The 25,397-nt window shown below is 60.1% G+C and carries 20 protein-coding genes; 13 read left to right on the forward strand and 7 right to left on the reverse strand.

The genetic code is table 11. The annotated features are described in order from the left end of the window. Positions 1-54 precede the first annotated feature (54 nt). Positions 55-783, reverse strand: coding sequence for a PEP-CTERM sorting domain-containing protein (locus ACYQ1A_RS05480; RefSeq protein WP_499360865.1), 729 nt, complete (start codon positions 781-783; stop codon positions 55-57). Positions 784-1,176: 393 nt separating this feature from the next. Between ACYQ1A_RS05480 and rimO the strand changes: the two genes are divergently transcribed. Together rimO and tcdA are read left to right on the forward strand one after the other, a co-directional pair. Then, positions 1,177-2,493 (forward strand): 30S ribosomal protein S12 methylthiotransferase RimO, encoded by a 1,317-nt coding sequence (rimO, locus tag ACYQ1A_RS05485; protein ID WP_499360867.1) that lies wholly within the window; start codon positions 1,177-1,179, stop codon positions 2,491-2,493. A 69-nt stretch (positions 2,494-2,562) separates the two neighbouring features. After that, positions 2,563-3,351: a tRNA cyclic N6-threonylcarbamoyladenosine(37) synthase TcdA gene (gene tcdA, locus ACYQ1A_RS05490; RefSeq protein WP_499360868.1), complete on the forward strand. Its 789-nt coding sequence runs from the start codon at positions 2,563-2,565 to the stop codon at positions 3,349-3,351. 30 nt (positions 3,352-3,381) lie between these two features. Here the strand turns inward: tcdA and ACYQ1A_RS05495 are convergent, their stop codons facing one another. Further along, a complete protein-coding gene (locus tag ACYQ1A_RS05495) occupies positions 3,382-4,686 on the reverse strand; it encodes an MFS transporter (RefSeq protein ID WP_499360870.1) in 1,305 nt (434 codons plus the stop codon). 404 nt (positions 4,687-5,090) lie between these two features. Here ACYQ1A_RS05495 and ACYQ1A_RS05500 point away from each other — a divergent pair, with 404 nt between their 5' ends. The 3 genes from ACYQ1A_RS05500 to fumC are packed head-to-tail and all read left to right on the forward strand — an operon-like array spanning position 5,091 to position 7,857. Beyond that, on the forward strand, positions 5,091-5,984 hold the full coding sequence (locus tag ACYQ1A_RS05500; RefSeq protein WP_499360873.1) for a TIGR02285 family protein: 894 nt from the start codon (positions 5,091-5,093) through the stop codon (positions 5,982-5,984). Positions 5,985-6,002: 18 nt separating this feature from the next. Beyond that, the gene (locus ACYQ1A_RS05505) at positions 6,003-6,407 is read left to right on the forward strand and encodes an RNA-binding S4 domain-containing protein (protein ID WP_499360875.1); all 405 of its coding nucleotides are present in this window, start codon (positions 6,003-6,005) and stop codon (positions 6,405-6,407) included. 55 nt (positions 6,408-6,462) lie between these two features. After that, the gene (gene fumC / locus ACYQ1A_RS05510; RefSeq protein ID WP_499360877.1) at positions 6,463-7,857 is read left to right on the forward strand and encodes a class II fumarate hydratase; all 1,395 of its coding nucleotides are present in this window, start codon (positions 6,463-6,465) and stop codon (positions 7,855-7,857) included. A gap of 591 nt (positions 7,858-8,448) precedes the next feature. On the opposite strand, the gene ACYQ1A_RS05515 is transcribed toward fumC, so the two are convergent. Both ACYQ1A_RS05515 and ACYQ1A_RS05520 read right to left on the reverse strand, forming a co-directional pair. Continuing rightward, positions 8,449-8,769, reverse strand: a complete 321-nt coding sequence (locus ACYQ1A_RS05515) for a hypothetical protein (protein ID WP_053936550.1) — start codon at positions 8,767-8,769, stop codon at positions 8,449-8,451. A gap of 29 nt (positions 8,770-8,798) precedes the next feature. Next, entirely contained in the window at positions 8,799-9,197 is a 399-nt protein-coding gene (locus tag ACYQ1A_RS05520) for a hypothetical protein (protein WP_499360879.1), read from the reverse strand. Positions 9,198-9,467: 270 nt separating this feature from the next. Here ACYQ1A_RS05520 and ku point away from each other — a divergent pair, with 270 nt between their 5' ends. Continuing rightward, complete coding sequence (ku, locus tag ACYQ1A_RS05525; RefSeq protein WP_499360882.1) at positions 9,468-10,646, forward strand: non-homologous end joining protein Ku; 1,179 nt, start codon at positions 9,468-9,470, stop codon at positions 10,644-10,646. Between the two features lie 17 nt (positions 10,647-10,663). Then, the gene (gene ligD / locus ACYQ1A_RS05530) at positions 10,664-13,270 is read left to right on the forward strand and encodes a DNA ligase D (RefSeq protein WP_499360884.1); all 2,607 of its coding nucleotides are present in this window, start codon (positions 10,664-10,666) and stop codon (positions 13,268-13,270) included. Between the two features lie 101 nt (positions 13,271-13,371). On the opposite strand, the gene ACYQ1A_RS05535 is transcribed toward ligD, so the two are convergent. The 3 genes from ACYQ1A_RS05535 to ACYQ1A_RS05545 are packed head-to-tail and all read right to left on the reverse strand — an operon-like array spanning position 13,372 to position 15,222. Beyond that, on the reverse strand, positions 13,372-13,719 hold the full coding sequence (locus ACYQ1A_RS05535) for an Hpt domain-containing protein (RefSeq protein WP_499360887.1): 348 nt from the start codon (positions 13,717-13,719) through the stop codon (positions 13,372-13,374). Then, entirely contained in the window at positions 13,716-14,528 is an 813-nt protein-coding gene (locus ACYQ1A_RS05540; protein ID WP_499360888.1) for a CHAD domain-containing protein, read from the reverse strand. Before ACYQ1A_RS05540 ends, ACYQ1A_RS05535 begins: the two co-directional genes overlap by 4 nt. 16 nt (positions 14,529-14,544) lie before the next feature. Then, positions 14,545-15,222 carry an HAD family hydrolase gene (locus ACYQ1A_RS05545; protein ID WP_499360890.1) on the reverse strand — a complete coding sequence of 226 codons (678 nt, stop codon included), beginning with the start codon at positions 15,220-15,222 and terminating at the stop codon, positions 14,545-14,547. Between the two features lie 122 nt (positions 15,223-15,344). On the opposite strand from ACYQ1A_RS05545, the gene ACYQ1A_RS05550 reads away from it, so the two are divergent. The 6 genes from ACYQ1A_RS05550 (at position 15,345) to ACYQ1A_RS05575 (ending at position 25,162) form a co-directional block, all read left to right on the forward strand. Beyond that, on the forward strand, positions 15,345-15,746 hold the full coding sequence (locus ACYQ1A_RS05550; RefSeq protein WP_499360891.1) for a YchJ family protein: 402 nt from the start codon (positions 15,345-15,347) through the stop codon (positions 15,744-15,746). Positions 15,747-16,165: 419 nt separating this feature from the next. After that, positions 16,166-16,837: a TetR/AcrR family transcriptional regulator gene (locus ACYQ1A_RS05555; RefSeq protein WP_062223767.1), complete on the forward strand. Its 672-nt coding sequence runs from the start codon at positions 16,166-16,168 to the stop codon at positions 16,835-16,837. A gap of 14 nt (positions 16,838-16,851) precedes the next feature. Continuing rightward, positions 16,852-19,395: an acyl-CoA dehydrogenase gene (locus tag ACYQ1A_RS05560; RefSeq protein WP_499360892.1), complete on the forward strand. Its 2,544-nt coding sequence runs from the start codon at positions 16,852-16,854 to the stop codon at positions 19,393-19,395. Between the two features lie 392 nt (positions 19,396-19,787). Beyond that, entirely contained in the window at positions 19,788-21,314 is a 1,527-nt protein-coding gene (locus ACYQ1A_RS05565) for an OmpP1/FadL family transporter (RefSeq protein ID WP_499360894.1), read from the forward strand. 174 nt (positions 21,315-21,488) lie between these two features. Then, complete coding sequence (locus ACYQ1A_RS05570) at positions 21,489-23,861, forward strand: 3-hydroxyacyl-CoA dehydrogenase/enoyl-CoA hydratase family protein (protein WP_499360895.1); 2,373 nt, start codon at positions 21,489-21,491, stop codon at positions 23,859-23,861. Positions 23,862-23,956: 95 nt separating this feature from the next. Beyond that, positions 23,957-25,162, forward strand: coding sequence for an acetyl-CoA C-acyltransferase (locus tag ACYQ1A_RS05575; RefSeq protein ID WP_499360897.1), 1,206 nt, complete (start codon positions 23,957-23,959; stop codon positions 25,160-25,162). Positions 25,163-25,397: the final 235 nt, after the last annotated feature.

Raw genomic sequence — 25,397 nt, forward strand, 5'->3', positions numbered from 1 at the left:
CGGTCGCGCCGGTCGTGTCAATCAGCCGACGCGCCGGTACCGACTTGCTCTCTCTCAAGCGCTATTTTTCCGCCCTCGGCGCGCGCGGGCGATGATCCCCGCAAGGCCCAGCCCCATCAACGCCCACGTTTCTGGCTCCGGTATTGGCGCTGCCCAAAGCTGAGTGTTGGCGTTAGCGTGTAAAACAAACTTGTCTGTCCCGTCGGTATTGAAAGCGGGCAGGTTGAACGTGAACGTACCCGCAGACTCCAGGAACTCACCGTAAAACGGGGCAGACAGCCTGATATCGACGTAGCCGGGTTGCGAATAGCCATATAGCGGGGTGTCCAGCGTAGTAGTGCTATTGAGCACAGCAAGTGATAACTCGGGTTGGCTAACCACTCTGCCCGGAATGTTAAGCGACGCGTCTGCATAAGCCACAACGTCATAGTGAAAAGTAATCTGCCCGGCAATGCCGTTGGTATGTAGTTCTTGTAAAAATTGAACGTAGCTCACGGAAGCCGGGCCGGGGACGCCGGTCTGCAGTATCGAGAGGGAGCCTTGGTCGGGGTCTGCGGCAAAGCTCATTTCGAATGTCGACCTGTCGTCCGTATCGGTAATCACGGGTGCCAGTGCCAGCGTGGCGTCGTCATGCAAGATGTAGGGTACCGTCGTCGATGTGAGCGTCAGATCGGGCGTAAAGGTCCAGTTGAGCGACACCGAGCTGTAAAGCGAACTGGCCTGAGCGGGAAGAGCGGCAATTGCAAAAGAAAGCACCAATGCGGATCGGACAATAAGGCTCATGATCGAACTCCAGCAAAGAAAAGACGAAGATCTGAGCAAGAATGTCTGACTTGAAGCAGACTTGTGGCTTTCTGATGTTAGTGCATTTGTCTTGCCGTGGGCGAGTAGGGATCGGGCCGTCGGGCAGGGCGATGGCCCGATCCGACAACTGGCCCCCACTCCCGTTGCATCAGTTAGGCGCCATCTGCAAGCCCCTCATCGCGCAATGTCAGACTGTTGTCCAGAATCCGCTGCGGCTCGGCTGCCCCGCACCCGGCCCCGTCAATCAGACGCGCGGCGCAGCCACCCGTAGCCCGCCGAGGGTCGAAGAAACGTAAATACCTGTATACTCGCGCGTTTTGTTTTGCGAATTCGGGTCGTGGCCTCCAGCTACAGCCCTGCTGGAGAGCATTCATGAACGCCCCAAAAGTTGGTTTTGTCTCGCTAGGCTGCCCCAAGGCATTGGTTGATTCCGAACAGATTCTGACCCAGCTGCGCGCCGAGGGTTATCTGATTTCGGCCTCGTATGACGATGCCGACATGGTCGTGGTCAACACCTGTGGTTTTATCGATTCGGCGGTGCAGGAATCGCTGGATGCGATTGGCGAGGCGCTGGCGGAAAACGGCAAGGTCATCGTTACGGGCTGTCTGGGCGCGAAGGGTGATGGCGATCTGATTCGTGGCGTGCATCCCAAAGTGCTGGCCGTGACTGGTCCGCATGCCAAAGACGAAGTGATGACGCAAATCCACACGCATCTGCCCAAGCCGCATGATCCGTTTGTGGATCTGGTGCCCGCAGCCGGTATCAAACTGACCCCCAAGCATTACGCCTACGTCAAGATTTCGGAAGGCTGTAATCATCGCTGCACGTTCTGCATCATCCCGTCGATGCGTGGTGATCTGGTCAGCCGTCCGGTGCACGAAGTGCTGCGCGAGGCGGAAAACCTGGTTAAATCGGGCGTTAAAGAATTGCTGGTGATTTCGCAAGACACCAGCGCCTATGGCGTCGACGTTAAATACAAGACCGGTTTCCACGAAGGCCGTCCGGTTAAAACCCGCATGACCGAACTGGCGGTGGAGCTGGGCAAGCTGGGTGTGTGGACGCGTCTGCATTACGTTTATCCGTATCCGCACGTGGACGAAATCATCCCGCTGATGGCCGAAGGCAAGGTGTTGCCGTATCTGGATATTCCGTTCCAGCACGCCAGCCAACGCATTCTTAAATTGATGAAGCGCCCGGCCAGCTCGGCCAATGTGCTGTCGCGCATCAAGGCCTGGCGCGAGATTTGCCCCGATCTGGTCATTCGCTCGACGTTTATTGTTGGTTTCCCCGGCGAAACCGAAGCCGAATTCCAGGAATTGCTCGATTTCCTCGACGAAGCGCAACTCGACCGCGTGGGCTGTTTCACCTATTCGCCGGTGGAAGGCGCCACCGCCAACGATCTACCGGACCATGTGCCGGCGGACGTGGCGGAAGAGCGCAAGCAGCGCTTTATGGAAAAGCAGGCGGCAATTTCTGCAGCGCGCTTGCAAGCGCGCGTGGGTCGCGAAATGACGGTGCTGGTTGATGAGATTGACGAAGAAGGCGCCGTGGCGCGTTCGTACGCCGATGCGCCCGAGATTGACGGCCTTGTTTATTTCGACCCCAGCGCTGATGTGAAGGTGGGTGATTTCGTGAAAGTCCGCATCACCGATGCCGACGAACACGATCTGTGGGCTGAACAGATCTAAGTTGCGCCCGTCACCGCGCGGTGTGCTGCGGCACACCGCCATTCTTTCCAACCCCCGGAATCGACCGCTATGGATACCAGTTACGATCGCCGCTTTGGCGGCATTGCGCGTTTGTATGGCACGGCGGCATTGGCGCGGTTTGGCCAGGCGCATGTGTGCGTGATCGGGATTGGTGGCGTCGGTTCGTGGGTGGCGGAGGCGTTGGCGCGTTCGGGTATCGGCCAGATTACTTTGATTGATCTGGACGATATCTGCGTGTCCAACACCAACCGCCAGTTACCGGCTTTGGCGGGCCAGTTTGGCCGCATGAAGGTCGAGGCCACCGCCGAGCGCATTCTGGCCATCAACCCTGAATGTGTGGTCCATCAGATTGAAGACTTTGTCACCAGCGACAATCTGGAAGAGATGCTGGGCCGCGGTTATGACTATGTGGTCGATGCGATTGATAGCGTGAAGACCAAGGCGGCCATTATCAACTGGTGCCGTCGTCGCAAGATTCCGCTGATCACCACCGGCGGCGCGGGCGGCCAGACCGATCCGACGCAGATCAAGGTGGATGATTTGTCGCGCACCACGCAAGACCCGCTGGCGGCCAAGGTGCGCAATATCCTGCGCAAGGATTACGGCTTTGCCAAACCGGGCAAGAAGTTTGGCGTGGAATGCGTGTATTCGACCGAGCCGCTGGTGTATCCGCAAACCGATGGCAGCGTGTGCGCCACCAAACCGGCGGTGGGCGATAGCCCGGTGCGGCTGGATTGCGAAGGCGGCTTTGGCGCGGTCACCGTGGTGACCGGCACCTTTGGTTTTGTGGCGGCATCGCGCGTGCTGCGCAAACTGGCGGACAGCGCCGCTCAATAGGGTGGGACGCTGAGCCCCACCCGCTGACTGTCAGTGGCGCCGTGGTTGTGGCGCCAGCGCCAGCACCAGTCCCAGCAAGCACAGAGCGCCGACATAATGCGCGGGCGCTTGCGCATCTTGCTTCATCCACCACGTCAGGGCCACCGGCGTCAGGCCACCAAAAATCGCATAAGCGACGTTATAGCTGAACGACACGCCGCTAAAGCGGATCGCGGCCGGGTAGGCACGCACGATCAGGTACGGCACCACGCCGACTACGCCCACAAAAAAGCCCGCCAGCGCGTAATTAACCATCAGCGTGGCCGGGGCGGCGGGCAGGCTGAAATAGAACATATAGCTGGTAATCAGCAGCCCGAGGCTACCCACCGCCAGGGTAATGCGGCCACCGAATTTATCCGCTGCCATGCCAAATACCACGCAGCCCAAGGTCAGACACAAGGTCGCCAGGCTATTGGCTTGCAGCGACAGTGCGGGCGCAATGCCATGCACTTTTTGCAGCCAGGTCGGAGTAAACAGAATCACCACCACAATCGCCGCCGACAGCACCCAGGTCAGCAACATGGCCTGGATGGTGCCGCCGATATGGTTTTTAACGATCTGGCCCAGCGGCAGATCACGCGCCAGTTCTTTGCGCTGATGTAGCTCTTTAAAGATCGGCGTTTCTTCCAGAAAGCGGCGCAGGTACACCGCCACCAGACCAAACACGCCACCGAGAATAAACGGGATACGCCAGGCGTAATCGGCGATTTCGGCTTTGGAGAAATGCGTGTTGATGACCGTGGCAATCAGCGCGCCCAGCAAAATGCCAAAGGTCAGCCCCGCAGTGAGCGAGCCGACGGCCAGGCCGGTGCGGGTTGGCGGCACGTGTTCAGAAACAAACACCCATGCACCCGGCACTTCGCCACCGATGGCCGCACCTTGTAGCACGCGCAAAATCAGCAGCAGGATCGGTGCCATTACGCCCAGCGTGGCGTAGGTGGGCAGCAGGCCCATAAACAAGGTGGGCAGCGCCATCATGAAAATCGACAGCGTAAACATGCGCTTGCGGCCGAGCTTGTCGCCAAAGTGGGCAATGATGATGCCGCCCAGGGGCCGGGCCAGGTAACCGGCGGCAAAGATGCCGAAGGTCTGCAGCAGCTTTAGCCAGTCCGGCATGGCCGCCGGAAAAAACAGGCCGCCAATCACGGCCGCAAAAAAGACAAACACGACAAAGTCGTAGAATTCGAGCGCACCGCCAAGGGCGGACAGCGTCAGGGTCTGGATATCGCGGCGGTTAAGCGGGCGATGCGCGGCCGACCAGGGCAGCGCGGTAGAGGCAGTAGTGGTCGTAGTCATGGGGGCAGCTTGCTTGCAGTCTGGTCCGGTTGCGCTGGGGCAGGGCGGAACGCAGACGTGGATATCAAAAAGGTTGCGCGCAAACGCAACGCGGCGCTGCCAGCCGGGTGAGGACAGCCTGGCCGCCAAAACAGGATTGCGTCTTGATGGCCGTCGCCCCGGTATGCGATGGGTGGTTCGCGGGGAGGGCCATGCAGGCGGATCACGCCAGCAGGGCCGGGCAGGGCGAACACGTGTTGTATCAGCTTCTACGGCCGTCCGGCAAGTGCCGCCTTACGGTTAAGCCCCAAGGGTCAAACCACGCGCATGTGTTGTAAGCTCGAACTATGATTATCAAAAATAAAACCGGCTGTTTAACCAGCGATCGATCCTGCCTGCGTTCGCACCCGCTGGAGCGCTGAATCATGCATCAAACCCGTGTATGGCTGGGGCTGTTGTTAATGCTGTCCATGTTGAGCGTGCAGGCCAGGGATCGCATCACCTGGGCTATTTTTGACTGGCCGCCGTTATATATCCTGCAGGATCACAGCAACGTCGAGGTCACTCAGCTGGGCTCGGGCATGGGCGACAATATGGTCCGCCTGCTGCAGCAAGGGCTGCCGCAATACGAGCACCACGTGGTGAATATGGTGCCGGGCCGTATCTTTGCCGAAATGCGCGGCGGCACGCACTTGTGCTACGCCTCGGCACTGGCCAATGCGGACCGCCTGGCCACCACCACCATGACCGCGGCCGGGGTCTCGCCGCCGGTACAGGTGGTGATGCGCAAAGACACGCTGCAGGCGCATCCACAATGGCGCGATGGCGTGGATTTGCCGCAACTGCTGCACGACCGGCGCTTGCTGGGCAATTATCAGATGTCGCGTTCGTTTGGCGACGACATCGATAAACTGCTGGCTAGCCCGGACAACCTCGGCATGAAACCGATGGCCGTGGTCAATCAGTCCGAAAGCCTGTTTCGCATGCTGCTGCTGAAGCGGCTTGATTACACGCTGGAATACCCGCAAGTACTGGTCTACCAACAGCGCACCGGCCAGGTCGCGCCCGATCTGGTGGCGGTGCCGATCAAAGGTGCACCGGCATTTTTGACCGCCTATGTGGCTTGCGGCAAAAACGAATGGGGACGCAAGGCCATCGCTGATATCGACAAGGCATTGCAGAAGATTGCGGCGCAGCCGAGCTATCTGCAGGCCATAGAAGTCTGGGTGCCGCCCGAAGAAATGGCGCGGCGACGTAAAGACTATGAACATTTTGTCCGGCAACGCGCGACCCGTTCCATGATCGTGCCGGAGCAATAACCGTATGGAAGGCAGGCAATGAAGCAGGGCGAGTTTAATCAGGATGACCATAAGGTCCGCATCGACAAATGGCTGTGGGCGGCGCGCTTTTTCAAGACGCGCTCGCTGGCCAGCGATGCGGTGGTGGCAGGCCATGTGGAATTGAACGGGGCACGGCCCAAGCCGGCACGCGATGTCAAAGCGGGCGATATGCTCAAGATACGCACCGACCACGGTCTGTTTGAGGTGGAAGTGCTGGGCGTTTCGGACAAGCGCGGCCCGGCCGAAATCGCACGCGCCTTGTATGCCGAAACCGCCGACAGCGTGATCAAGCGCGAAGAAGCGGCTTTGCAGAAATCAATGGAACCGACCTTTGACCATCCGCAGATCAAAGGCCGTCCCACCAAAAAATGGCGGCGGCAGTTGCATCTGCAAGAACGTTGAACCTGTCCCCGCCACGGCTGACTTAATCAGCTGACAACCCCAACCGGAGAGTGGCATGAGCGGCACGCGGCAAGAAACGGATTCCATGGGCGCGATTGCGGTCGCATCGGATCGTTACTGGGGCGCGCAAACGCAGCGCTCGGTGGGCAATTTCCCCATCGGTGTATCGCGTTTTCAGTGGCAGCGGCCGGTAATCCGTGCCTTGGGTGTGCTGAAAAAAGCGGCGGCGCAGGCCAATGCCGAACTCGGCGAGTTGCCAGCCGAAGTGGCGCAGTTGATTGTGCGTGCGGCCGATGAAGTGATCGACGGCCAGCTTGATGCGCATTTTCCACTGGTGGTGTTTCAGACCGGCTCGGGCACGCAGTCCAACATGAATGCCAACGAGGTGATCTCCAATCGAGCCATCGAACTGGCTGGCGGCACCCTGGGCAGCAAAACGCCGGTGCACCCTAACGATCACGTCAATCGCGGGCAGTCTTCCAACGATACCTTTCCCACCGCCATGCATATTGCCGTGGTGGCGGAAATCCAGCGGCGCTTGTTACCGGCGATTGCAACCTTGCACGGCACGCTGGCGAGCAAAGCGGCGGCTTATGCGCATATCGTCAAAACCGGGCGCACTCATTTGCAGGATGCAACGCCGGTTACGCTGGGCCAGGAAATCGGCGCGTGGGTGGCGCAACTGGCATTCAATCGTCACGGTGTCGAGGTGGCTTTGCCCGGTTTATATGATCTAGCCATTGGCGGCACGGCGGTGGGCACCGGGCTCAATGCGCATCCACAGTTTGGTGATACCGCCGCACGCCGTATTGCTGAGCTGACCGGCCATCCTTTCCGCGCCGCCCCGGACAAGTTTTTTGCGCTGTCTGCGCACGATGCGCTGGTACAAACCTCGGCCGCGTTGCGCACGCTGGCGGGCGGCTTGATGAAGCTGGCCAATGACGTGCGCTGGCTGGCCAGCGGTCCGCGCTGTGGTATCGGCGAATTGCGGATTCCGGAAAACGAACCCGGTTCGTCCATCATGCCGGGCAAGGTTAACCCCACCCAGTGCGAAGCGCTGACCATGGTGTGCGTGCAGGTCTTTGGTAACGATGCAGCGGTGGCGTTTGCCGGGAGTCAGGGTAATTTCCAGCTCAACGTATACAAGCCGGTGATGGTGCATAACGTGCTGGAAAGCATCGAGTTGCTGAGCGACGCCATGCTGGCTTTCAACGACCACTGCGCGGTGGGCATAGAGCCGGATCTGGACGTGATCGCCGCCAATCTGGACAAGAATCTGATGTTGGTGACTGCGCTCAACCGCCATATCGGCTATGACAAAGCGGCGCAGATAGCCAAGAAAGCGCATCACGAAGGCCTGACGCTCAAGCAATCGGCGCTGGCGCTGGGGCACCTCACCGAAGCCCAGTTTGACGAATGGGTCGTCCCCATCGACATGACCCACCCGTAACCCCAAACGCATAGGGTGGGTCGAGACCCACCACTCAAAGCCAGTGAATAAAACGCAAAGTGTGCGTTTTTCTCCAGAGGCTTTGAATGGTGGGTCCAGACCCACCCTATGCCGCGCGGGCTGTGCTACCCGTAAAAGAAAGTGCATCAAACGCATAGGGTGGGTCTAGACCCACCACTCAAAGCCAGCGAATAAAACGCGAAGATGTGCATTCTTCTCCGGAGCCTTTGAATGGTGGGTCCAGACCCACCCTATACGGCGCGGGCTGCGCTACCCGTAAAAGAAAGTGCATCAAACGCATAGGGTGGGTCTAGACCCACCACTCAAAGCCAGCGAATAAAACGCAAAGATGTGCGTTCTTCTCCAGAGCCTTTGAATGGTGGGTCCAGACCCACCCCATACCACGCGGGCTGTGCTACCCGTAAAAGAAAGTGCATCAAACGCATAGGGTGGGTCGAGACCCACCACTCAAAGCCAGTGAATAAAACGCAAAGTGTGCGTTCTTCTCCAGTGGCTTTGAATGGTGGGTCTTGACCCACCCTATGCGGCGCGGGCTGAGGCCGTCCCACGTTATTCGTGCAGCGGTACGCCTTAATGCACCCCGATCTGGCTGCGCAGATAGCCGATGGTGGAATAGATATCCGCCACCGCCACCGCATCGCCCGGGTCTTTCAAGTTCGGCGGCGACAGCTGGTCTTCCGGCGCCGGTTGCGGTTGGCCGCCACGCACTTGCAGCGTGTCGCGCTTTTGTTCCAGTTCATCAATCCAGATGGCAATCTGCGGGCCATGGCGGCGCCGCATTTCTTGCTGGAACTCGTCCGGGGACGGGTCGTGCAACTGGCGATTGATTTCGATTTCCCACGCGTCGAGTTGATTGCGGATGCGGTCAAAATCGATGTTCGGTGTCGTCATATCCAGCTCCTTGGTGGTTGGCAGTCCATTCAGCCGATATTGACATCGGAACTACCCGGGGGCGCTCCGGCCAATGCGGCTGCGATTTCGTTGCGTGTTTCCAGACTAGCCGTCTGTGCATAAGCTGCCAGTTCTTCGCGTTGGGCGGCGCTCAATTGCCCGCGCTCCGCCTGGTAGCGCAATGATTCAAACCGGCGCAAAGCCGTGTCATGCGCCGACAGCATCTGGACTTCGTCTTTGAGCGTGCCCGGCATGAACACATCACGCAGCCGGCGCACGATTTCGTCCAGGCGCAGACCGTCGGCCAGTAACTCGACCGCCAGATCAGTCTGGGCCCAACGGCGCGGTAGCGCCTGTTCCTGTAAGGCCACGTCCAGCGGCGTCAATTGACCAAACTGGCTGCGATCAGCTCGTACATCCTTGTCCATGAGGGCGCTCCCGGCGCTGACAATGGCTACCAGCTTAACCCCGCTGGCGGCCGGTCTGAGGCGGTTGCCACCCGATATGCACGTAGGAATTTAGCCCCAGCCGCCGTAAGGCCTTGCAATAGTCGCGAGCTAAAACTTTTGCTTCTTACAAACACGTAGGGATGAGCCTGCACAAGGCGGCGCTAATTTGATACCGCGTCCTGGCGGCTGGCTGATAGCGCGGGCCCGAGCTGCCCGGCACGCTAAGCGTTCAATGGCAGGAGAACGACTATGGCACGCGCACTGTGGTCAGGCGCGATCAGCTTCGGGCTGATCTTTATACCGGTTTCGCTTAATTCGGCTGAATCGCCGGATGAGCTCGATCTTACTTTGCTGGATAAACGCGACTTCTCCAAAGTGGGCTACAAGCGCGTCAATAAAACGACCGGCAAAGAAGTGACCTGGGCCGACATCATCAAGGGCTACGAATATCAGCCCGGTGAATATGTGGCGCTGGGCGATGAGGACTTTAAACACGCCAACGTTAAAGCCACGCAGACCATCGACCTGCTGGCTTTTGTGGATCAGGACGAAATTGATCCGGTTTATTTTGAAAAGCCGTATTACCTGTCGCCAGGTAAACGCGGTGAAAAAGTCTACGGTTTGCTGCGCGAGGCGCTGAAGAAATCCGGCAAGGTGGGCGTGGCGCAAATCGTGATCCGGGTAAAGCAACATCTGGCCGTGGTGGCTGCCGTGGGCGATGCCCTGGTGCTCAACACCTTGCGTTACCCCGAAGAGATCAAGGAAGTGGACGAGCTGGGCTTGCCGCAAGCCGCCATCAAGCCTGGCCTGAGCGCCAAAGAAGTGGATATGGCGGTGCAACTGGTGGAGGGGATGTCGGATGACTGGCACCCGGACCAGTATCACGATCAGTACCGGGCTGACTTGCTCAAGCTGATTGACCGCAAAATCAAGGCGCGCCAGACGCATACCGTCAACGCGCCGATGGATGATGAAGAACAACCGGTGCCGGGTTCAGCCAATGTGCTCGATCTGATGGCCTTGCTGAAAAAGAGTCTGCCCACGGCCAAGGGCAAGGCCGGCAAGTTGCAACGCGCTGAGGCCGATGTGGCCGATAACGATGATGCGGACGAGTTGGCCGTCGCCACGGCCGCGCCGCGCAAAACAGCCCGTGCCAGCAAAGCGGCCCCCGCCAGTGCCAGCAAACCCCGCGCGGCGGCATCAAGCAAAACCGCCGCAGCCAGTAAAGCCAGTGCCAGGCCTGCCGCCAAACCAGCGGCGAAACCGGCCGCCAAACCGGCCGCCAAACCGCAGGCAAAACCGGTGGCGCAGCCCGCACCGCGCGGCGCCAGCAAAACGCCTGCGGCCGCCAGCAAAAGCAAATCCACCGCCCAACCAGCCACCCAGCGCAAAACCGCCACAGCCAGCACCCGGCGCAAGGCGGCTTAAGCGCGCAGGAGACTGCCATGAGCCTCACTCGCTATCGCGCCAAACGCGATTTCAATATCACCTCGGAGCCCGGCGGCAAAGCCGGGCGTTCGGGCGCAGTACTGCATTATGTAATTCAGAAACACGACGCCACCCGCCTGCATTACGACTTCCGGTTGGAACTGGATGGCGTGTTCAAAAGCTGGGCCGTGCCCAAAGGCCCCAGCCTTGATCCGAGCGTAAAACGTCTGGCCGTGCATGTAGAAGACCATCCGCTGGCCTACGGCGATTTTGAAGGCGTGATTCCGCCGCATCAGTACGGTGCCGGCAAGGTGATGGTGTGGGATCGCGGCGTATGGCAGCCGCTGGAAGACCCGCAACGCGGTTATCAGAAAGGCCATCTGCGCTTCAAGCTCGAAGGCGAAAAGCTGCAGGGCGAATGGGCGTTGGTGCGCATGCATCATCGGCCGGACGAGCGTGATGACGCCGACAACTGGCTGCTGGTCAAAGGCCATGACGCCACGGCTGCCGCGGGCAAAAACGCAGACGTCACTGATCAGCTGACGCAATCGGTGATCAGTGGCCGCTTGATTGATGAAATTGACGGACCGCCGCCCAAGCGCTCGCAATTGACCAAAACCAATCAGTCCAAAGCACGCGTGGTAACGCCGGAAGACGCCGCGCCCGCCGCTGGCGCAGACACCGCTGTCGCTAAAAAATCCAGACGCAAATCCACGCTGCCCGAGATCCTCGAACCGCAACTGGCCACGCTGGTCAACAGCGTGCCGGGCGATACCGAGGCATGGCTGGCCGAGATCAAGTTTGATGGCTACCGCATGCTGACGCATATCGAAGACGGACAGGTGCGTATGTTCAGCCGCAACGGCAAAGACTGGACCAGCCGCATGGGCCGCCTGCCGGAGCAACTGGCACAGTTGCCGCTGCAGAATGGCTGGCTGGATGGCGAGGTGGTGGCCATCCAGGCCGATGGCAGCATGAGTTTTCAGGCGCTGCAGAATGCCTTTGCCGACCCCCCGTCCAAACCCACGGCGCGACTGCTGTATTACCTGTTTGATATTCCGTTTTTGAACAATGCCGATCTGCGCTTGCAACCGCTGGTCCAGCGCAAAAAGAAACTGGCCCGCTTGCTGAAGGACCTACCGGAAAACGCCGAGGTGCGCTTTAGCGACCATCTGCAGGCCGATCTGCACGACGCCTTCACCCACGCCTGCCTCCACGGCCTGGAAGGGCTGATGTTCAAGCGCGTCGACTCGGTGTACCAGGAAAAGCGCAATCGGGACTGGCTCAAGCTGAAATGCCAGCAGCGCCAGGAGTTTGTTATTGGCGGCTACACCAATCCGGCGGGCAGTCGGCTGGGCTTTGGTGCTTTGTTGCTGGGTACCTACGGTGACGATGGCTTGTTGCATTACGCCGGGCGGGTGGGGACGGGGTTTGATGACGCCACCTTGCAAAGCCTGGGCAAAACGCTGGCCGCTGCCGAGCAAAAGAGCTCGCCCTTTGTCGAAGACGTGCCGCCACGCGAACGCGCCCATGTGCACTGGGTAAAACCGGAGCAAGTTGCGGAAATCCGCTTTGCCGAATGGACCGATGAAAAGCGCCTGCGCCAGGCCGCGTTTTTAGGCCTGCGCCAGGACAAACCGGCCCAGCAAGTGGTGCCGGAACGTGCAGTGGCAGCGGCGAGCGCAGAGGAGGCTGCCAGCAAAGCCAGCCCCAAACCCAAACGTAGCACCGAGGACGCAGAGGTGGGCGGCGTACGCATCAGCCATCCCACCCGCATTGTTTTTCCCGGCACCGGCGATACCAAAGTCGATGTCGCCCGCTATTACGCGCAAGTGGCCGACTGGGTGGTGCCGCAACTCAAAGGCCGCCCTTTGACGCTGGTGCGTTGCCCGCAGGGCGCGGCGCATGCGTGTTTTTTCCAGAAGCATTTGACCGACACCATGCCCGAAGGCCTGCAGCCGGTGCAGATCAAGGATGAGAGCGGTACGTCGACCTATATGCTGGCCAACGACATCACCGCAGTGATCCAGTTAGTGCAATCGGGCGTGCTGGAACTGCATACCTGGGGCGCCACGCAAAAGGCGCTGGAACAACCGGACCGGATTATCTTTGACCTGGACCCGGCGCCCGATGTGAGCTGGCAGCAGGTGGTGGAGGCGGCGCAATTGCTGCGCGGGCTGCTGCAGGATGTGGGGCTGGGTGTCTTTCTCAAGACCACCGGCGGCAAGGGTTTGCATGTGGAAGTGCCGCTCAAGCCGGGCCCGGAATGGGATACCGTCAAGGATTTCAGCAAAGCGGTAGCGACGCATCTGGCGCAGCAGATTCCCGAGCGCTTTATTGCCACCATGAGCAAGGCCAAACGCAACGGCAAAATCTTTATCGATTATTTGCGCAACGCGCGTGGCGCGACTGCAGTGGCGGCCTATTCCACGCGGGCGCGCGAACAAGCTGGCGTGGCCACCCCCATCAGTTGGGATGAATTGCCCACGCTGACCAGCGCCAGCTTCTGGACCATCCATAACGTGCCGCAGCGCTTGGCCACCTTGCAACACGACCCATGGGCCGATTACGACAAAGCGCGGGTCAAACTGGGCCCCAAGATATTGAAAGCGTTTGGCGTGTAAGGGCGGTGGAGCAGGGGCCGGGGCTGGGCATGAATCGTTGCCGGATCGCATCGCGCAGCGAGCGACCGGGTATATCGCTGGGTGGTGGGTCTTGACCCACCCTATGCCAGGAGGTCGTGTTCGGCTTTAAGGTCGGTGAGCAGGGCTTGCACGCTGTTGATGGCCGCTGGCCACGCGGCGCTGGCGGCGCTGCCGTCGCCGCTGCGCGCTGCCAGTTCCAGCGTACGCAGATGGCCCACCGTGACTGTTGCGGCCAGCGTGCCACATTCGCCTTTCAGCGCGTGGGCTTGCTGCGCCACCGTCGCCAGATCGCCAGCGGCGTGGGCGTCTTGCAAACGGCTGAGGCGTAGCGGCACATCGGCCAGAAATACCCCGATCAGCTCAACCAACAAACTTTGGTCATCGGCCAGTGCGGCCAGTGCGACGGCGCGTTGATAGTCGCTGCTCATGCCTGATTCTCCCGTATCGCCTTGCGGGTTTTACCGCCGTGCAAGGCACGCAGTACCCGTGTGGCGGCAATCTCGGCGGCGGCCAGCGCGGCGGCGCGCTGACCTTGCCAATGCTGGTTCAGCGCTGCAGAAAACGAAGCGCCGTAATGCTGTTGCAATACATCCAGATCATGCAGATGACCGAGCGCATCTTGCGCCGGCTTGGCTTGCTTGCTCAAGCGCTGCCAGCGCCGGGGCAACCAGTCGCCCAGTTCTTCGTGTAGATAACGCACTTTCTTTAGCGTAATGCGCGTGCGATGCCAGCAGGCGGCCGGGCAGCCTGGCACCAGCGCGCGTAGTTCACCGCGTGCCTTGCGCCGGAATTGGCGCGCGGTCTGGCGGATTTTGCGTTGCAGCGCGGCGCCAGACGGCACGTCGTGGCGCAAAGTGTGCGGCAGCGCGCTGATTTGCGTGGTCCAGTCGCGCGGCAGTAAGGCTGTGCGCGCGGCGCGCAGATCCGGCGCGCGGCCCTCGATCAATTGCCGCGCTTCTTGCGCATAGGGCGCGGGCCAGCCGGCGACCAGTTCCAGCATCACATCGCGATCGCGCAGCAGATTGCTGGCCGCGCTGATTTGCGACAGGGCCGCCCGCGTCGTATGCAAGGCGCCATACCGCGCCACCGGCAACAACTGGATGCGCACGCTGCGCAGCTGTATGCGTAACTGATGCAGATCTTCCACGCCGCCGTGTTGCCGCACCTGCTGCTGGGCCACATCAATCTGTTCGATTTGCTGTTGCAGATGTTTGATCCAGCGCTTGCGTGTGCTCATTACGGCTCCGTGGGTTTTAGCGGGCGGCGCTGCCCAGCCATTGCTGCACGTGGTCGCGTGCTTGCGTCAGCGTATCCAGAATTGGAATATCCAGCGCTTTGATTGCGGCATCGGGCGTGCTCATATCCGGAACCATAATGACGCGGCAGCCCGCGCTGTGCGCGGCGCGCACGCCCACAATCGAATCTTCAAATACCACGCATTCGGCGGGCTGCAAGCCAAAGCGCTGTACCGCTTTCAGATAGATGTCGGGTGCGGGTTTGGGATGCTCGATGTCATCACCGCAAACGGCAAATTCAAAAAAGTCCCACAAACCCGCCAGTTGCAGATGATGCTCGGCCAGTTCGCGTTTGGTGGACGTCGCCACCGCGCAGGGCAAGCCTTGTTCGCGCAGCCAGTGCAGCAAATCCAGCACACCGGGACGGTGCGGAATGGCTGATTGGGTGCGCTGCAGGTAATGTTGGTGCGTGGCGGCGATCAGGGCGTCGACCGGGGCGCCGTCTTCGAGCTGGGTTTCCAGATACGCTTTGACTTTGCTCATATGCATGCCGACCATGCCATAGGGCACGTGCTCGGCCAGCGGTAGATGCAGCGCGGCGGCGGCTTTGGTCCAGCATTCGATGGCAATGCGCTCGGTATCGAGCATCAGGCCATCCATATCAAACAGGGCAGCGCGGGGTAGGGGATAGGACATGAGTTCGGCGGCAAATTTGACCAGGCTCCGAGTCTACCCCAAGCGAAAGCAGCATGACAGGCGGCCGTTGGCTGGCCGCTGTAATCAGAAAACAGTAGCAGTGATTTCAGGAATAGATGTCGATGTCGAAAGTGCCTATGGCCCCGCTTAAATGCCCTTGTGGCAGCAATTTGCCCTATACCGGTTGCTGTGCGATTTATCACGGCGGCGTAGCCGCGCCCAGCGCCGAGGCGTTGATGCGCTCGCGTTACACCGCCTATGTGCTCAAGCTGGAAGACTATCTGCTGGCAACATGGCACCCGCAAACGCGGCCCACCGCGCTGGATCTGGCAGCCGACGGCAATGTGAACTGGCAATCGCTGGAAATCCGTCGTGCCAGCGAAGAGGGTGATCTGGCTGCGGTCGAATTTGTTGCGCGCTACAAAGTAAACGGCCGCGCCTGGAAGCTGCATGAGACCAGTTCTTTCAGCCGTGGCGCCGACGGACGCTGGCTGTATGTCGATGGCGATCTGCAGGAAAGCTAAGCCGCGACGGCGCGCGTGATTACGTTGCAGCGGTGATGCGACTACGCAATTATTTCAAACCCATTTGATGGGCTGCAGGCCGGAGGCGGCGACCGGCGCTGGCTTTTGTTGTGCGCAGCGCGTCGTTTCCTGCCGCCATCAAGCAACTGCAAACGCCGCGCCGCGCCGCTTGCTCCGGCTGCACCGTCCCGGTGCCAGCCCGCATTCCCGTTGAGGTCTGTCTCTTTCGTGCGACGCCGGTAGTCACCGCTATTGGCGGCATGGCGTTGGCGGCGCGCTCAATACAGGGCGCGGCGGCCGTACGGGAAAGCCCTCACCCCCTTTTTCTGCTTGTAAATATTGACAAGCGTCAAAGGACTCGCTAATTTTCAAACACTCGTTTGAAATATCGAACACGACGCTACACCACTGGAGCACGTATGGGAGAGTCCGCCAAGGCGGTCGAAACCTCGACCCGCATTCTGGATGCCGCCGAACTGTTGTTCGTTGAGCACGGCTTTGATGCCACCTCGATGCGCCTGATTACCCAAGCCGCCGGCGTTAACATCGCCGCCGTCAATTATTACTTCGGCTCGAAAGATGGCCTGTTCAAAGCCGTATTTGAACGCCGGGCCGAGCCGTTTGCGCGTTTGTTTCTGGGCCATCTGGACCAGCTGGAACGCCAGTATGTCAATCCCAGCGCCAAACAGGTGGTGGAGGCCTTTGTGGCCGCCGCCATCGAACTGGGCCAGGAAGCCAGTCTGGGCGGCCTGATCTTTGTACGCTTGCTGGCGCGTACTTTTGTTGAGCCGCACCCGGTGCTCAAGGAAAGCATGCCGCGCCGATACAGTGAGCTGACTCGCCGCTATATCAGCGCGCTGGTCAAATCGCTGCCGCATTTGTCCGAAGCTGAAGTGCACTGGCGCTTTCACTTTCTGGCCAACGCCATGTTCAACGCGTTTGCCGGCACCAATGTACTGCGGCTGTTTATGGCGCACCCCATCGTAAATGCCCGCGATCCGCAAATGGTGGCGCGCATGCTGGTGCCGTTTGTTGTGGCTGGTCTGGACGCGCAAGCCGCGATGCCAGAGCTGGTCGATCAGAATTCGTAAAGGAGTCTACAAAAATGACAGCGCTCATCAGTGTGGCCATTGTGCTGGTCGCCTTCCTGGCGGTGGCGTATGTACGCGCCCCGTTGTGGTTCAGCTCGTTGCTGGTGTTGTTGGGTACGGCGTTTGCCGTGTTTGCGCGCGGCGCCAGCCCGGTATGGCTGGGCGTGGTGGTGGTGGTGTTGGCCGTGCTTAACCTCAAGCCGCTGCGTCGCGCCCTGATTACCAATCCGCTGTTCGGCGTCTTCAAGAAAATCACGCCGCCGATGTCGCAGACCGAGCAAGAAGCGGTGGATGCCGGCACGGTGTGGTGGGATCGCGATCTGTTCTCGGGCAAGCCTGATTACGAGCGCCTGCATAACTTTCCGGCCCCGCAACTGACGGCCGAAGAACAAGCGTTTATTGATGGCCCCACCGAACAGCTGTGCAAGATGCTGGACGACTGGAAAATCACCCACGAAACCAAAGACCTGGAACAGCACGTGTGGCAGTTCATCAAGGATCAGGGTTTCCTTGGGATGATTATCAAGAAAGAGTATGGCGGTAAGGAGTTCTCCAACTACGCCCATGCTCGCGTTGTGACCAAGATCGCCACCCGCAGCGGCTCGGCCGCGGTGACGGTGATGGTGCCCAACTCGCTCGGACCGGGCGAATTGCTGCAGCACTACGGCACTGAACAACAAAAGAACTACTACCTGCCGCGTCTGGCCAAGGGCGTGGAGATTCCCTGCTTTGCGCTGACCAGCCCGGAAGCCGGCTCGGATGCCGGTGGTATCCCCGATTACGGCGTGGTGACGCGTGGTTCGTATACCGACCCGCGCACCGGCGAGCGGCACGAAAACGTGCTGGGTATCCGCGTCAGCTGGGAAAAGCGTTACATCACGCTGGGCCCGATCGCCACCATCCTCGGTCTGGCGTTCAAGCTGTATGACCCGGACGGTTTGCTCGGCGGTAAAAAAGATATCGGCATTACCTGCGCGCTGATCCCGACCGAACACGAAGGCGTGGAAATCGGCCGTCGCCACTATCCGGCCACGTCGGTGTTCCAGAATGGTCCGAACTGGGGTAACGACGTGTTTATCCCGATGGAATGGGTGATTGGCGGTAAAGACTACGTGGGCCAGGGCTGGCGCATGCTGGTGGAATGTCTGTCGGTGGGCCGTTGCATCTCGCTGCCGGCCATGTCGGTGGCGTCGGGCAAACTGGCCGCCTTCACCACCGGCGCATATGCCCGCATCCGCAACCAGTTTGGTCTGGCCATCGGCAAGTTCGAAGGCGTGGATGAAGCGATTGCGCGCATCGGTGGCTATGCCTATCAGATGGACGCGGCACAACGCCTGGCGCTGACTGGCCTTGATATGGGCGAGAAGCCGTCGGTGCTGTCGGGCATTCTCAAATATCACAACACCGAACGCATGCGTAAGGTGCTGAACGACGCCATGGACGTGCACGCTGGCAAAGCCGTGTGTATTGGCCCCAACAACTATCTGGCACACGGTTATCAAGCGATTCCGGTGGCGATTACGGTGGAAGGCGCCAACATCCTTACGCGTTCGATGATCATCTTTGGTCAGGGCGCCATCCGTTGCCATCCCTATGTGCTGACCGAAATGCGTTCGGCCATGAACAACGACGGCGCGGCGTTTGATAGCGCAGTCATCGGTCATATCGGCTTTACCGTCTCCAATGCCGTGCGTGCACTGGTGATGGGCCTGACCGGCGCGGCCTTTGTCGGCAGCCCCAAATCGGGCAAGACCGCGGTGTATTACAAGCAAGTCACGCGCATGTCTTCGGCCTTTGCCTTTGCTGCGGATATGGGCATGGCCAGCTTGGGCGGCAGCCTCAAGTTCAAGGAAAAGCTGTCGGCGCGCCTGGGTGATGCGCTGTCCAATCTGTATATCGCCACCGCTGTGCTGAAGAAATATCACGACGATGGCATGCCGGAAGAAGATCTGCCGCTGCTGCAATGGTCGGTGCAAACCGCGCTCTACGATTGCCAGATGGCGCTGGATGGCTTCCTGAGCAATCACCCGAGCCCGCTGCTGGGTTGGCTGATGCGTCGTCTGGTGTTCCCGCTGGGCATGTCGCTGCGCGCCCCGGCAGATTATGTGGGCACCAAGGTAGCCAAGCTGCTGATGGAGCCGACGACAACCCGCGATCGCCTGGTTGAATACATGTATCGCTCCACCGACGAAAGCGATCCGATTGGCGTGCTGGACCATGCGCTGAAGGCCGTCATCGCCACCGAAGGGCTGGAACACAAGCTGCGTAAAGCCCAGCGCGATGGCAAGAATGTGGGTCTGACCGCGATGGATCGTCTCGACGACGCGGTAGCCAAGGGCTTGATCAGCAAAGAAGAACACGCCGCCGTTACCCGCGCTCGCCAACTGAAACGCCAGGTGATCATGGTCGACGATTTCGACGGCAATCTGGAAAACCCCGATCTGGGCGTCACCACCCGCGTCATCCTCGGCCACAGCGCCAAGGCCAGCGCCCCGGTGGCACCGCAGCCGACCACGCCCGAGGCCGTACTGGCTGAAGTGCCGGGCGCACCGGTCTGATCGGGCGCACTTGATCGCGCAAGCATACGTATTACCGGAATCAGCAGTCGCAGTAGCAAGTCGGGCCGCTTCTTATCTTCATCTACTCTGCATGAAGCGGTGCCAACAAGCCTGACCGCGCCACAAAGCGCGGCAGGTTTGTAAAAGTGGAAGACCGGGCCAACGCGCTTTTGCAGGCGTTGGCGCTGTCAAGCAAGCGTTGTATTTGTGCCGGGTGGCTTGCCGCCCGGTCGATCGGCATAAAAAATCCAGCTGACGTGTGTACCTGGATGTAAGTCCACTACGCGTTCTACGGAAAAACTGAGGGCCACAAAGGCCCCCGATGAAAGCCCGCTTCCCACGGCGGGCATCCAAAAAAGCTGCGGCAAAAGCCGCGTTTGAAGGAGAGTACGATGAAGAAAATCGCCAGCGCACTGCGCTTGGTCGGTGCGAGCACTCTGGTGCTTGTGTCCGGCCATGCTCTGGCTTCCGGTTATTCGTTTGGCGTGCAAAGCGTCAGCTCGCAATCTGTTGCCAACTCGAACGGTGCAGAGGCCAAAGACGCCTCGGTGCTGTTCTATAACCCGGCCGGCATGACCCATCTGAAGGGGGATAACTTCTCCGGCGCATTGGTGATTCTGGATCCGAGCGTCAGCCCGTCCAATATCAGCGCCACCACGGCCGGCGGCGCCTCCGTCAGCGGTAACGATGGCGGTCGCGCAACTTCGATTGTGGAAGTACCGCAGCTGTACTACACCCACCAGTTCAACGACAAGGTGTACGGCGGGATTGGTTTCTTTATCCCGTTTGGTGATGCGGTCAGCTACGACGAAGGCTGGACCGGCCGTTACAACTCGACCAAGCTCGACATGCGTACCTACGCGTTCAACCCCGCGTTTGCCTACAAGATCAACGATCACTGGTCGGTCGGCTTCGGGATTACCGCGCAGTACATGGATGCCAAGTTCAACAAAAAGGCGGACTTTGGTTCTCTGGCCGCGCAAGAGCTGCAATCCGAACTGTCGACCACCGCCGGCCAGGCCGCGCTGACCAATCTGGTTACGCAACTGGTGGTGAATGGCCAACTGACCTCGGCGCAGGCGGCGCAACTGAAGGCTTCCTTGCCGTCCGCCATTGCGGCCATGCAAGGCAACGCTGCCAACGACAGCGAAATGAAATACCAGGGCACGGACTGGGGCTTTGGCTGGAATATGGGCGTGATGTGGGATGTGGACGAAACCCTGCGCTTCGGCGCGGCGTATCGCAGCCATATCAAGCACAACCTGTCGGGCGATGCCAACTGGTACAACCCCAACAGCATCACCATCCCGGGCCTGAGCAATCTGGGCACGGCCGGCACCATCCTTAACCAGGCGCTGCAGAATCAGTTGTCCGGCGCGTTCTCGGCGTTTACCAACAGCACCGGTACCGTTGCTGTCGACACACCCGATACCGCATCGATCAACTTCTTCAAGCAGCTGACGCCCAAGTGGGCGGTGATGGCGGATTACACCCACACCTGGCACAGCAAGTTTGACGAGCTGCAACTGGATTTCTCTAACAGCCTGCCCAATGCCGTCATCGTGCAAAGCTGGAAGAACACCAATCGCTACTCGATCGGTACCACGTATCAGTACAGCCAGCCGCTGCAACTACGCGCCGGTATTGCCTATGACCAAAGCCCGGTACCCAGTTCGGAATATCGTCTGGCGGCCTTGCCGGATAACAACCGCACCTGGTTCTCGCTGGGCCTGAACTACATGTTTACGCCGCAGCTGTCGCTCGATCTGGCCTACACCTACGTGAAAATCCAGGACGCGCACATGAACAACAACGAAGGCTGCTTGCTGCCGACGTGTACCGGTAGTGGCACCACCACCGTGGCTGATTTCGATAGCAATGCCAACATTCTGGGCATGCAGATCAACTACAAGTTCTAAGCATCAGGCCTGACACGGTGCGCTCCCACGGGGGCGCACCTTTTAAACCACGCAGAACAACACGGGTCACATTAGCCCGGCGCAGTTGTAGTGAGTTTCCGGATTGCTGTCCGCAAGGCATGCCGCCGCAGTCCTGAAACCAACGTCAACAGCCTTACCACTGGGGATATTTAAATGTTCCAGAAAGCCAATATACGTCGCGTTGCCGTGCTCGGCGCCGGGGTGATGGGCGCGCAGATTGCCGCTCACCTGGTCAATGCCGGTATCGACACCGTCCTGTTTGATCTGCCTGCCAAAGAAGGCGACGCCAACGGCATCGTCAAAAAGGCCGTCGACAATCTGAAGAAGCTGAAACCTGCTCCGTTTTCCAGCGCCGCCCGCGCGGACTATATCGCCATGGCCAACTACGGCAGCGATCTGGAAAAACTGGCCGACTGCGATCTGATCATCGAAGCCATCGCCGAACGCCTGGACTGGAAGCTGGACCTGTACGCAAAGATTGCGCCGCACGTGGCCGATCACGCCATCCTGGCCACCAATACTTCGGGCCTGTCGATCGGCAAGCTGGCCGACGGCGTGCCGGAAGCGCTGCGGGGCCGCTTTTGCGGTATCCACTTCTTTAATCCGCCGCGCTACATGTACCTGGTCGAACTGATTCCGACCCGGTACACCGAAGGCGCCGAGCTGGATGCGCTGGAAACTTTCTTGACCACGCGCCTGGGTAAAGGCGTGGTACGCGCCAAAGACACGCCCAACTTTATCGCCAACCGCATTGGCGTGTTCAGCATGCTGGCCACCATCCACCATGCCGAACGCCTCGGTATCCGCTTTGATGTCGTGGATGACCTGACTGGCCCGCGCCTGGGTCGCCCCAAGTCGGCCACGTTCCGCACCGCCGATGTGGTGGGTCTGGACACGTTTGCGCACGTCGTCAAAACCATGACCGACAACCTGCCGGATGATCCATGGCACGCGTTCTACACCGTGCCGGCATGGATGCAGGCGCTGATCGAGAAGGGCGCGCTGGGCCAGAAAACCAAGGGCGGCATTTATCGCAAAGAAGGCCGCGATATCTTCGTGCTGGACCCCAAGACTGGCGAATACGTGCAATCGGGCCAGAAGGGCGATGACGAAGTCAAAGCCATCCTGAAAATTGAAAACCCGGCCGAGAAGTTCAAAGCGCTGCGCGAATCGCAAAACCCGCAAGCGCAGTTCCTGTGGGCCTGCATGCGCGATGTGTGGCAATACATTGCCTACTGGCTGGGCGATATCGCCGGCAATGCGCGCGATGTGGATTTTGCCATTCGCTGGGGCTTTGGCTGGAAGCAAGGTCCGTTCGAGATGTGGCAAGCCGCAGGCTGGAAAGCCATTGCTGAAGCCATCTCGGGCGAAATCGCTGCGGGCCAGACCATGTCGAGCGCGGCACTGCCCGCCTGGGTCAACAGCGTGGACGGCGTGCATACGCCGCAAGGCAGCTATAGCGCCGCCGACAACAGCTACAAAGCACGTTCGACGCTGCCGGTGTACGAGCGCCAGATTTACCCGCCGACCGTGTTTGGCGAAGCCGCGCCGCAATATGGCGAAACCATTTACGAAAACGACGGCGTGCGCATGTGGTTGCGCGCTGGCGACGACGTGCCGGTGGTCAGCTTCAAGAGCAAGGCGCACAGCGTGGGCGCGGCCGTACTGGAAGGCCTGCAGGCTTCGGTGCGTATCGCCGAAGCGCGCTACCCCGGCCTGGTGATCTGGCATCCGGAAGCGCCGTTCTCGGTGGGCGCCGATCTGGCCAGCATGGGCCCGGCCTTTATGACCGGTGATTTCGACGCCATCGAAAAAATGGTGGCCGAATTCCAGAAAACCTCGATGACCATCAAGTACGCGCAAGTACCGGTGGTGGCGGCGGCGCAAGGTTATGCCTTTGGCGGCGGTTGCGAGTTCCTGATGCATTCCGCCCGGGTGGTGGCTGCGCTGGAAAGCTATATCGGCCTGGTGGAAGTGGGCGTGGGCCTGTTGCCCGCGGGCGGCGGTTGCAAGGAATTTGCCCTGCGCGCGGCGCGTGAAGCCAAGGGTGGCGACATCCTGGCCGTGCTGAAGGACTACTACATGGCGATGGCCATGGCCAAAGTCGCGACTTCGGCCGAAGAAGGCAAAGAGATAGGCTATCTGCGTGAATCGGACATCGTGGTGTTTAACACCAACGAAATCCTGCACGTGGCGCAATCGCAAGTACGTGCCCTGGCCGACGCGGGCTACAAGGCACCGATCAAGCCCAAGGGCTTTCCGGTGGCGGGCCGTACCGGCGCGGCGACCATCCGTGGCCAACTGATCAACATGCTGGAAGGCGGTTTTATCAGCAAATACGACTACCACATTGGCGTGCAGATTGCCGAAGTGGTGTGCGGCGGTGATGTGGACGCGGGCACGCTGGTGAATGAGGAATGGATCCTCACGCTGGAACGCCAACGCTTTATGGGCTTGCTGAAGAAAGGCAAAACCCAGGAACGCATCATGTACATGCTGGAAAACAACAAACCGCTACGGAACTGATCGTCGCCCTGGCGCAGATGACTTTTCCGTTGCTGGCCGGTGGCAGCAAAACCCCGGCCAGCCTGATTGTTTGAATGAATACTCAGGAGCTCACCATGAGCAAACAGATCCAAGAAGCTTATATCGTCGCCGCCACGCGCACGCCGGTGGGCAAGGCCCCGCGCGGCATGATGAAGAATGTGCGTCCGGACGACATGCTGGCGCACGTGCTGAAAGGCGCGCTGGCGCAAGTGCCGGGCCTCGACCCCGCGCGCATTGAAGACGTGATCGTGGGCTGCGCCATGCCCGAAGCCGAACAAGGCATGAACGTAGCGCGCATTGGCCTGCTGCTGGCTGGCCTGCCCGATACCGTGGGTGGCGTCACCATCAATCGCTTCTGCTCGTCCGGCATCAACGCCGTGGCCATGGCTGCAGACCGCATCCGTGTGGGCGAAGCCGACGTGATGATTGCCGCCGGTACCGAAAGCATGTCGATGGTGCCGATGATGGGTAACAAGGTAGCGCTGAACCCGGAAATCTTTGCCAAGGACGAAAACCTGGGCATTGCCTTCGGCATGGGTCTGACCGCCGAGAAAGTCGCCGAGCAATGGAAAGTCAGCCGCGAAGATCAGGATGCCTTTGCAGTTGAATCGCATCGGCGCGCGCTGGCCGCGATTGAAGGCGGCAAGTTTGCCGACGAAATCACCCCGCTCGAAGCCACTTACCGCGTGCCTAACCTGGCCACTGGCGAAGTCGAATATGTGAAGAAATCGTTGACGACCGACGAAGGTCCGCGTCGCGACACCAGCATGGAAGGCCTGGCCAAACTGAAGACCGTATTCGCCGCCAAAGGCTCGGTCACGGCGGGTAACAGCTCGCAGATGTCGGATGGCGCAGGCGCGGTCATCCTGGTGTCGGAACGCATCCTCAAGGAATACAACCTGACCCCGTTGGCGAAGTTTGTCAGCTTTGCGGTGAAGGGCGTGCCCGCCGCCATCATGGGGATAGGCCCGAAAGAAGCCATCCCGGCCGCGCTGCGCGTGGCTGGCCTGAATCAGGACGATCTGGCCTGGATCGAGCTGAACGAAGCATTTGCCGCGCAGTCGCTGGCGGTGATTCGCGATCTGAATCTGGACACCAGCAAGGTTAATCCGCAGGGCGGCGCCATTGCCCTTGGTCACCCGCTGGGCGCCACCGGCGCAATCCGTGCCGCTACGCTGGTGCACGGCATGCGCCGTGAAGGCATGGCCGGCAAGTACGGCATGATCACCATGTGTATCGGCACCGGTATGGGTGCCGCCGGGATCATCCAGTCGCTGTAACCTGCGCCGCCTGTTCTGGCCATGCTGGCTGGAGCAGGCGGGCACTGCCGATGACTGATCCGCGATTACAGATATTGCCACCTGTGGGCGCTGGCCATGGCCAGTGCGGGTTGCTTGCGTCTGTATTCATCCCTGCGGCTGCAGTCATGGGTTGCTGCGGCGCTTGCGCTGCGGCCGTCGTACCTTCTTCTAGCTCTGCCTTTGCGCCCGCGGCTTGCCCCGCGGGCTTTTTTTG

This window comes from Silvimonas sp. JCM 19000, from assembly GCF_054652575.1.

What these genes read in the sequence shown, in the direction of transcription:
- ACYQ1A_RS05480 (WP_499360865.1), bottom strand. Translation starts at nt 783, where the DNA reads ATGAGCCTTATTGTCCGATCCGCATTGGTGCTTTCTTTTGCAATTGCC.
- rimO (WP_499360867.1), top strand. Translation starts at nt 1,177, where the DNA reads ATGAACGCCCCAAAAGTTGGTTTTGTCTCGCTAGGCTGCCCCAAGGCA.
- tcdA (WP_499360868.1), top strand. Translation starts at nt 2,563, where the DNA reads ATGGATACCAGTTACGATCGCCGCTTTGGCGGCATTGCGCGTTTGTAT.
- ACYQ1A_RS05495 (WP_499360870.1), bottom strand. Translation starts at nt 4,686, where the DNA reads ATGACTACGACCACTACTGCCTCTACCGCGCTGCCCTGGTCGGCCGCG.
- ACYQ1A_RS05500 (WP_499360873.1), top strand. Translation starts at nt 5,091, where the DNA reads ATGCATCAAACCCGTGTATGGCTGGGGCTGTTGTTAATGCTGTCCATG.
- ACYQ1A_RS05505 (WP_499360875.1), top strand. Translation starts at nt 6,003, where the DNA reads ATGAAGCAGGGCGAGTTTAATCAGGATGACCATAAGGTCCGCATCGAC.
- fumC (WP_499360877.1), top strand. Translation starts at nt 6,463, where the DNA reads ATGAGCGGCACGCGGCAAGAAACGGATTCCATGGGCGCGATTGCGGTC.
- ACYQ1A_RS05515 (WP_053936550.1), bottom strand. Translation starts at nt 8,769, where the DNA reads ATGACGACACCGAACATCGATTTTGACCGCATCCGCAATCAACTCGAC.
- ACYQ1A_RS05520 (WP_499360879.1), bottom strand. Translation starts at nt 9,197, where the DNA reads ATGGACAAGGATGTACGAGCTGATCGCAGCCAGTTTGGTCAATTGACG.
- ku (WP_499360882.1), top strand. Translation starts at nt 9,468, where the DNA reads ATGGCACGCGCACTGTGGTCAGGCGCGATCAGCTTCGGGCTGATCTTT.
- ligD (WP_499360884.1), top strand. Translation starts at nt 10,664, where the DNA reads ATGAGCCTCACTCGCTATCGCGCCAAACGCGATTTCAATATCACCTCG.
- ACYQ1A_RS05535 (WP_499360887.1), bottom strand. Translation starts at nt 13,719, where the DNA reads ATGAGCAGCGACTATCAACGCGCCGTCGCACTGGCCGCACTGGCCGAT.
- ACYQ1A_RS05540 (WP_499360888.1), bottom strand. Translation starts at nt 14,528, where the DNA reads ATGAGCACACGCAAGCGCTGGATCAAACATCTGCAACAGCAAATCGAA.
- ACYQ1A_RS05545 (WP_499360890.1), bottom strand. Translation starts at nt 15,222, where the DNA reads ATGTCCTATCCCCTACCCCGCGCTGCCCTGTTTGATATGGATGGCCTG.
- ACYQ1A_RS05550 (WP_499360891.1), top strand. Translation starts at nt 15,345, where the DNA reads ATGTCGAAAGTGCCTATGGCCCCGCTTAAATGCCCTTGTGGCAGCAAT.
- ACYQ1A_RS05555 (WP_062223767.1), top strand. Translation starts at nt 16,166, where the DNA reads ATGGGAGAGTCCGCCAAGGCGGTCGAAACCTCGACCCGCATTCTGGAT.
- ACYQ1A_RS05560 (WP_499360892.1), top strand. Translation starts at nt 16,852, where the DNA reads ATGACAGCGCTCATCAGTGTGGCCATTGTGCTGGTCGCCTTCCTGGCG.
- ACYQ1A_RS05565 (WP_499360894.1), top strand. Translation starts at nt 19,788, where the DNA reads ATGAAGAAAATCGCCAGCGCACTGCGCTTGGTCGGTGCGAGCACTCTG.
- ACYQ1A_RS05570 (WP_499360895.1), top strand. Translation starts at nt 21,489, where the DNA reads ATGTTCCAGAAAGCCAATATACGTCGCGTTGCCGTGCTCGGCGCCGGG.
- ACYQ1A_RS05575 (WP_499360897.1), top strand. Translation starts at nt 23,957, where the DNA reads ATGAGCAAACAGATCCAAGAAGCTTATATCGTCGCCGCCACGCGCACG.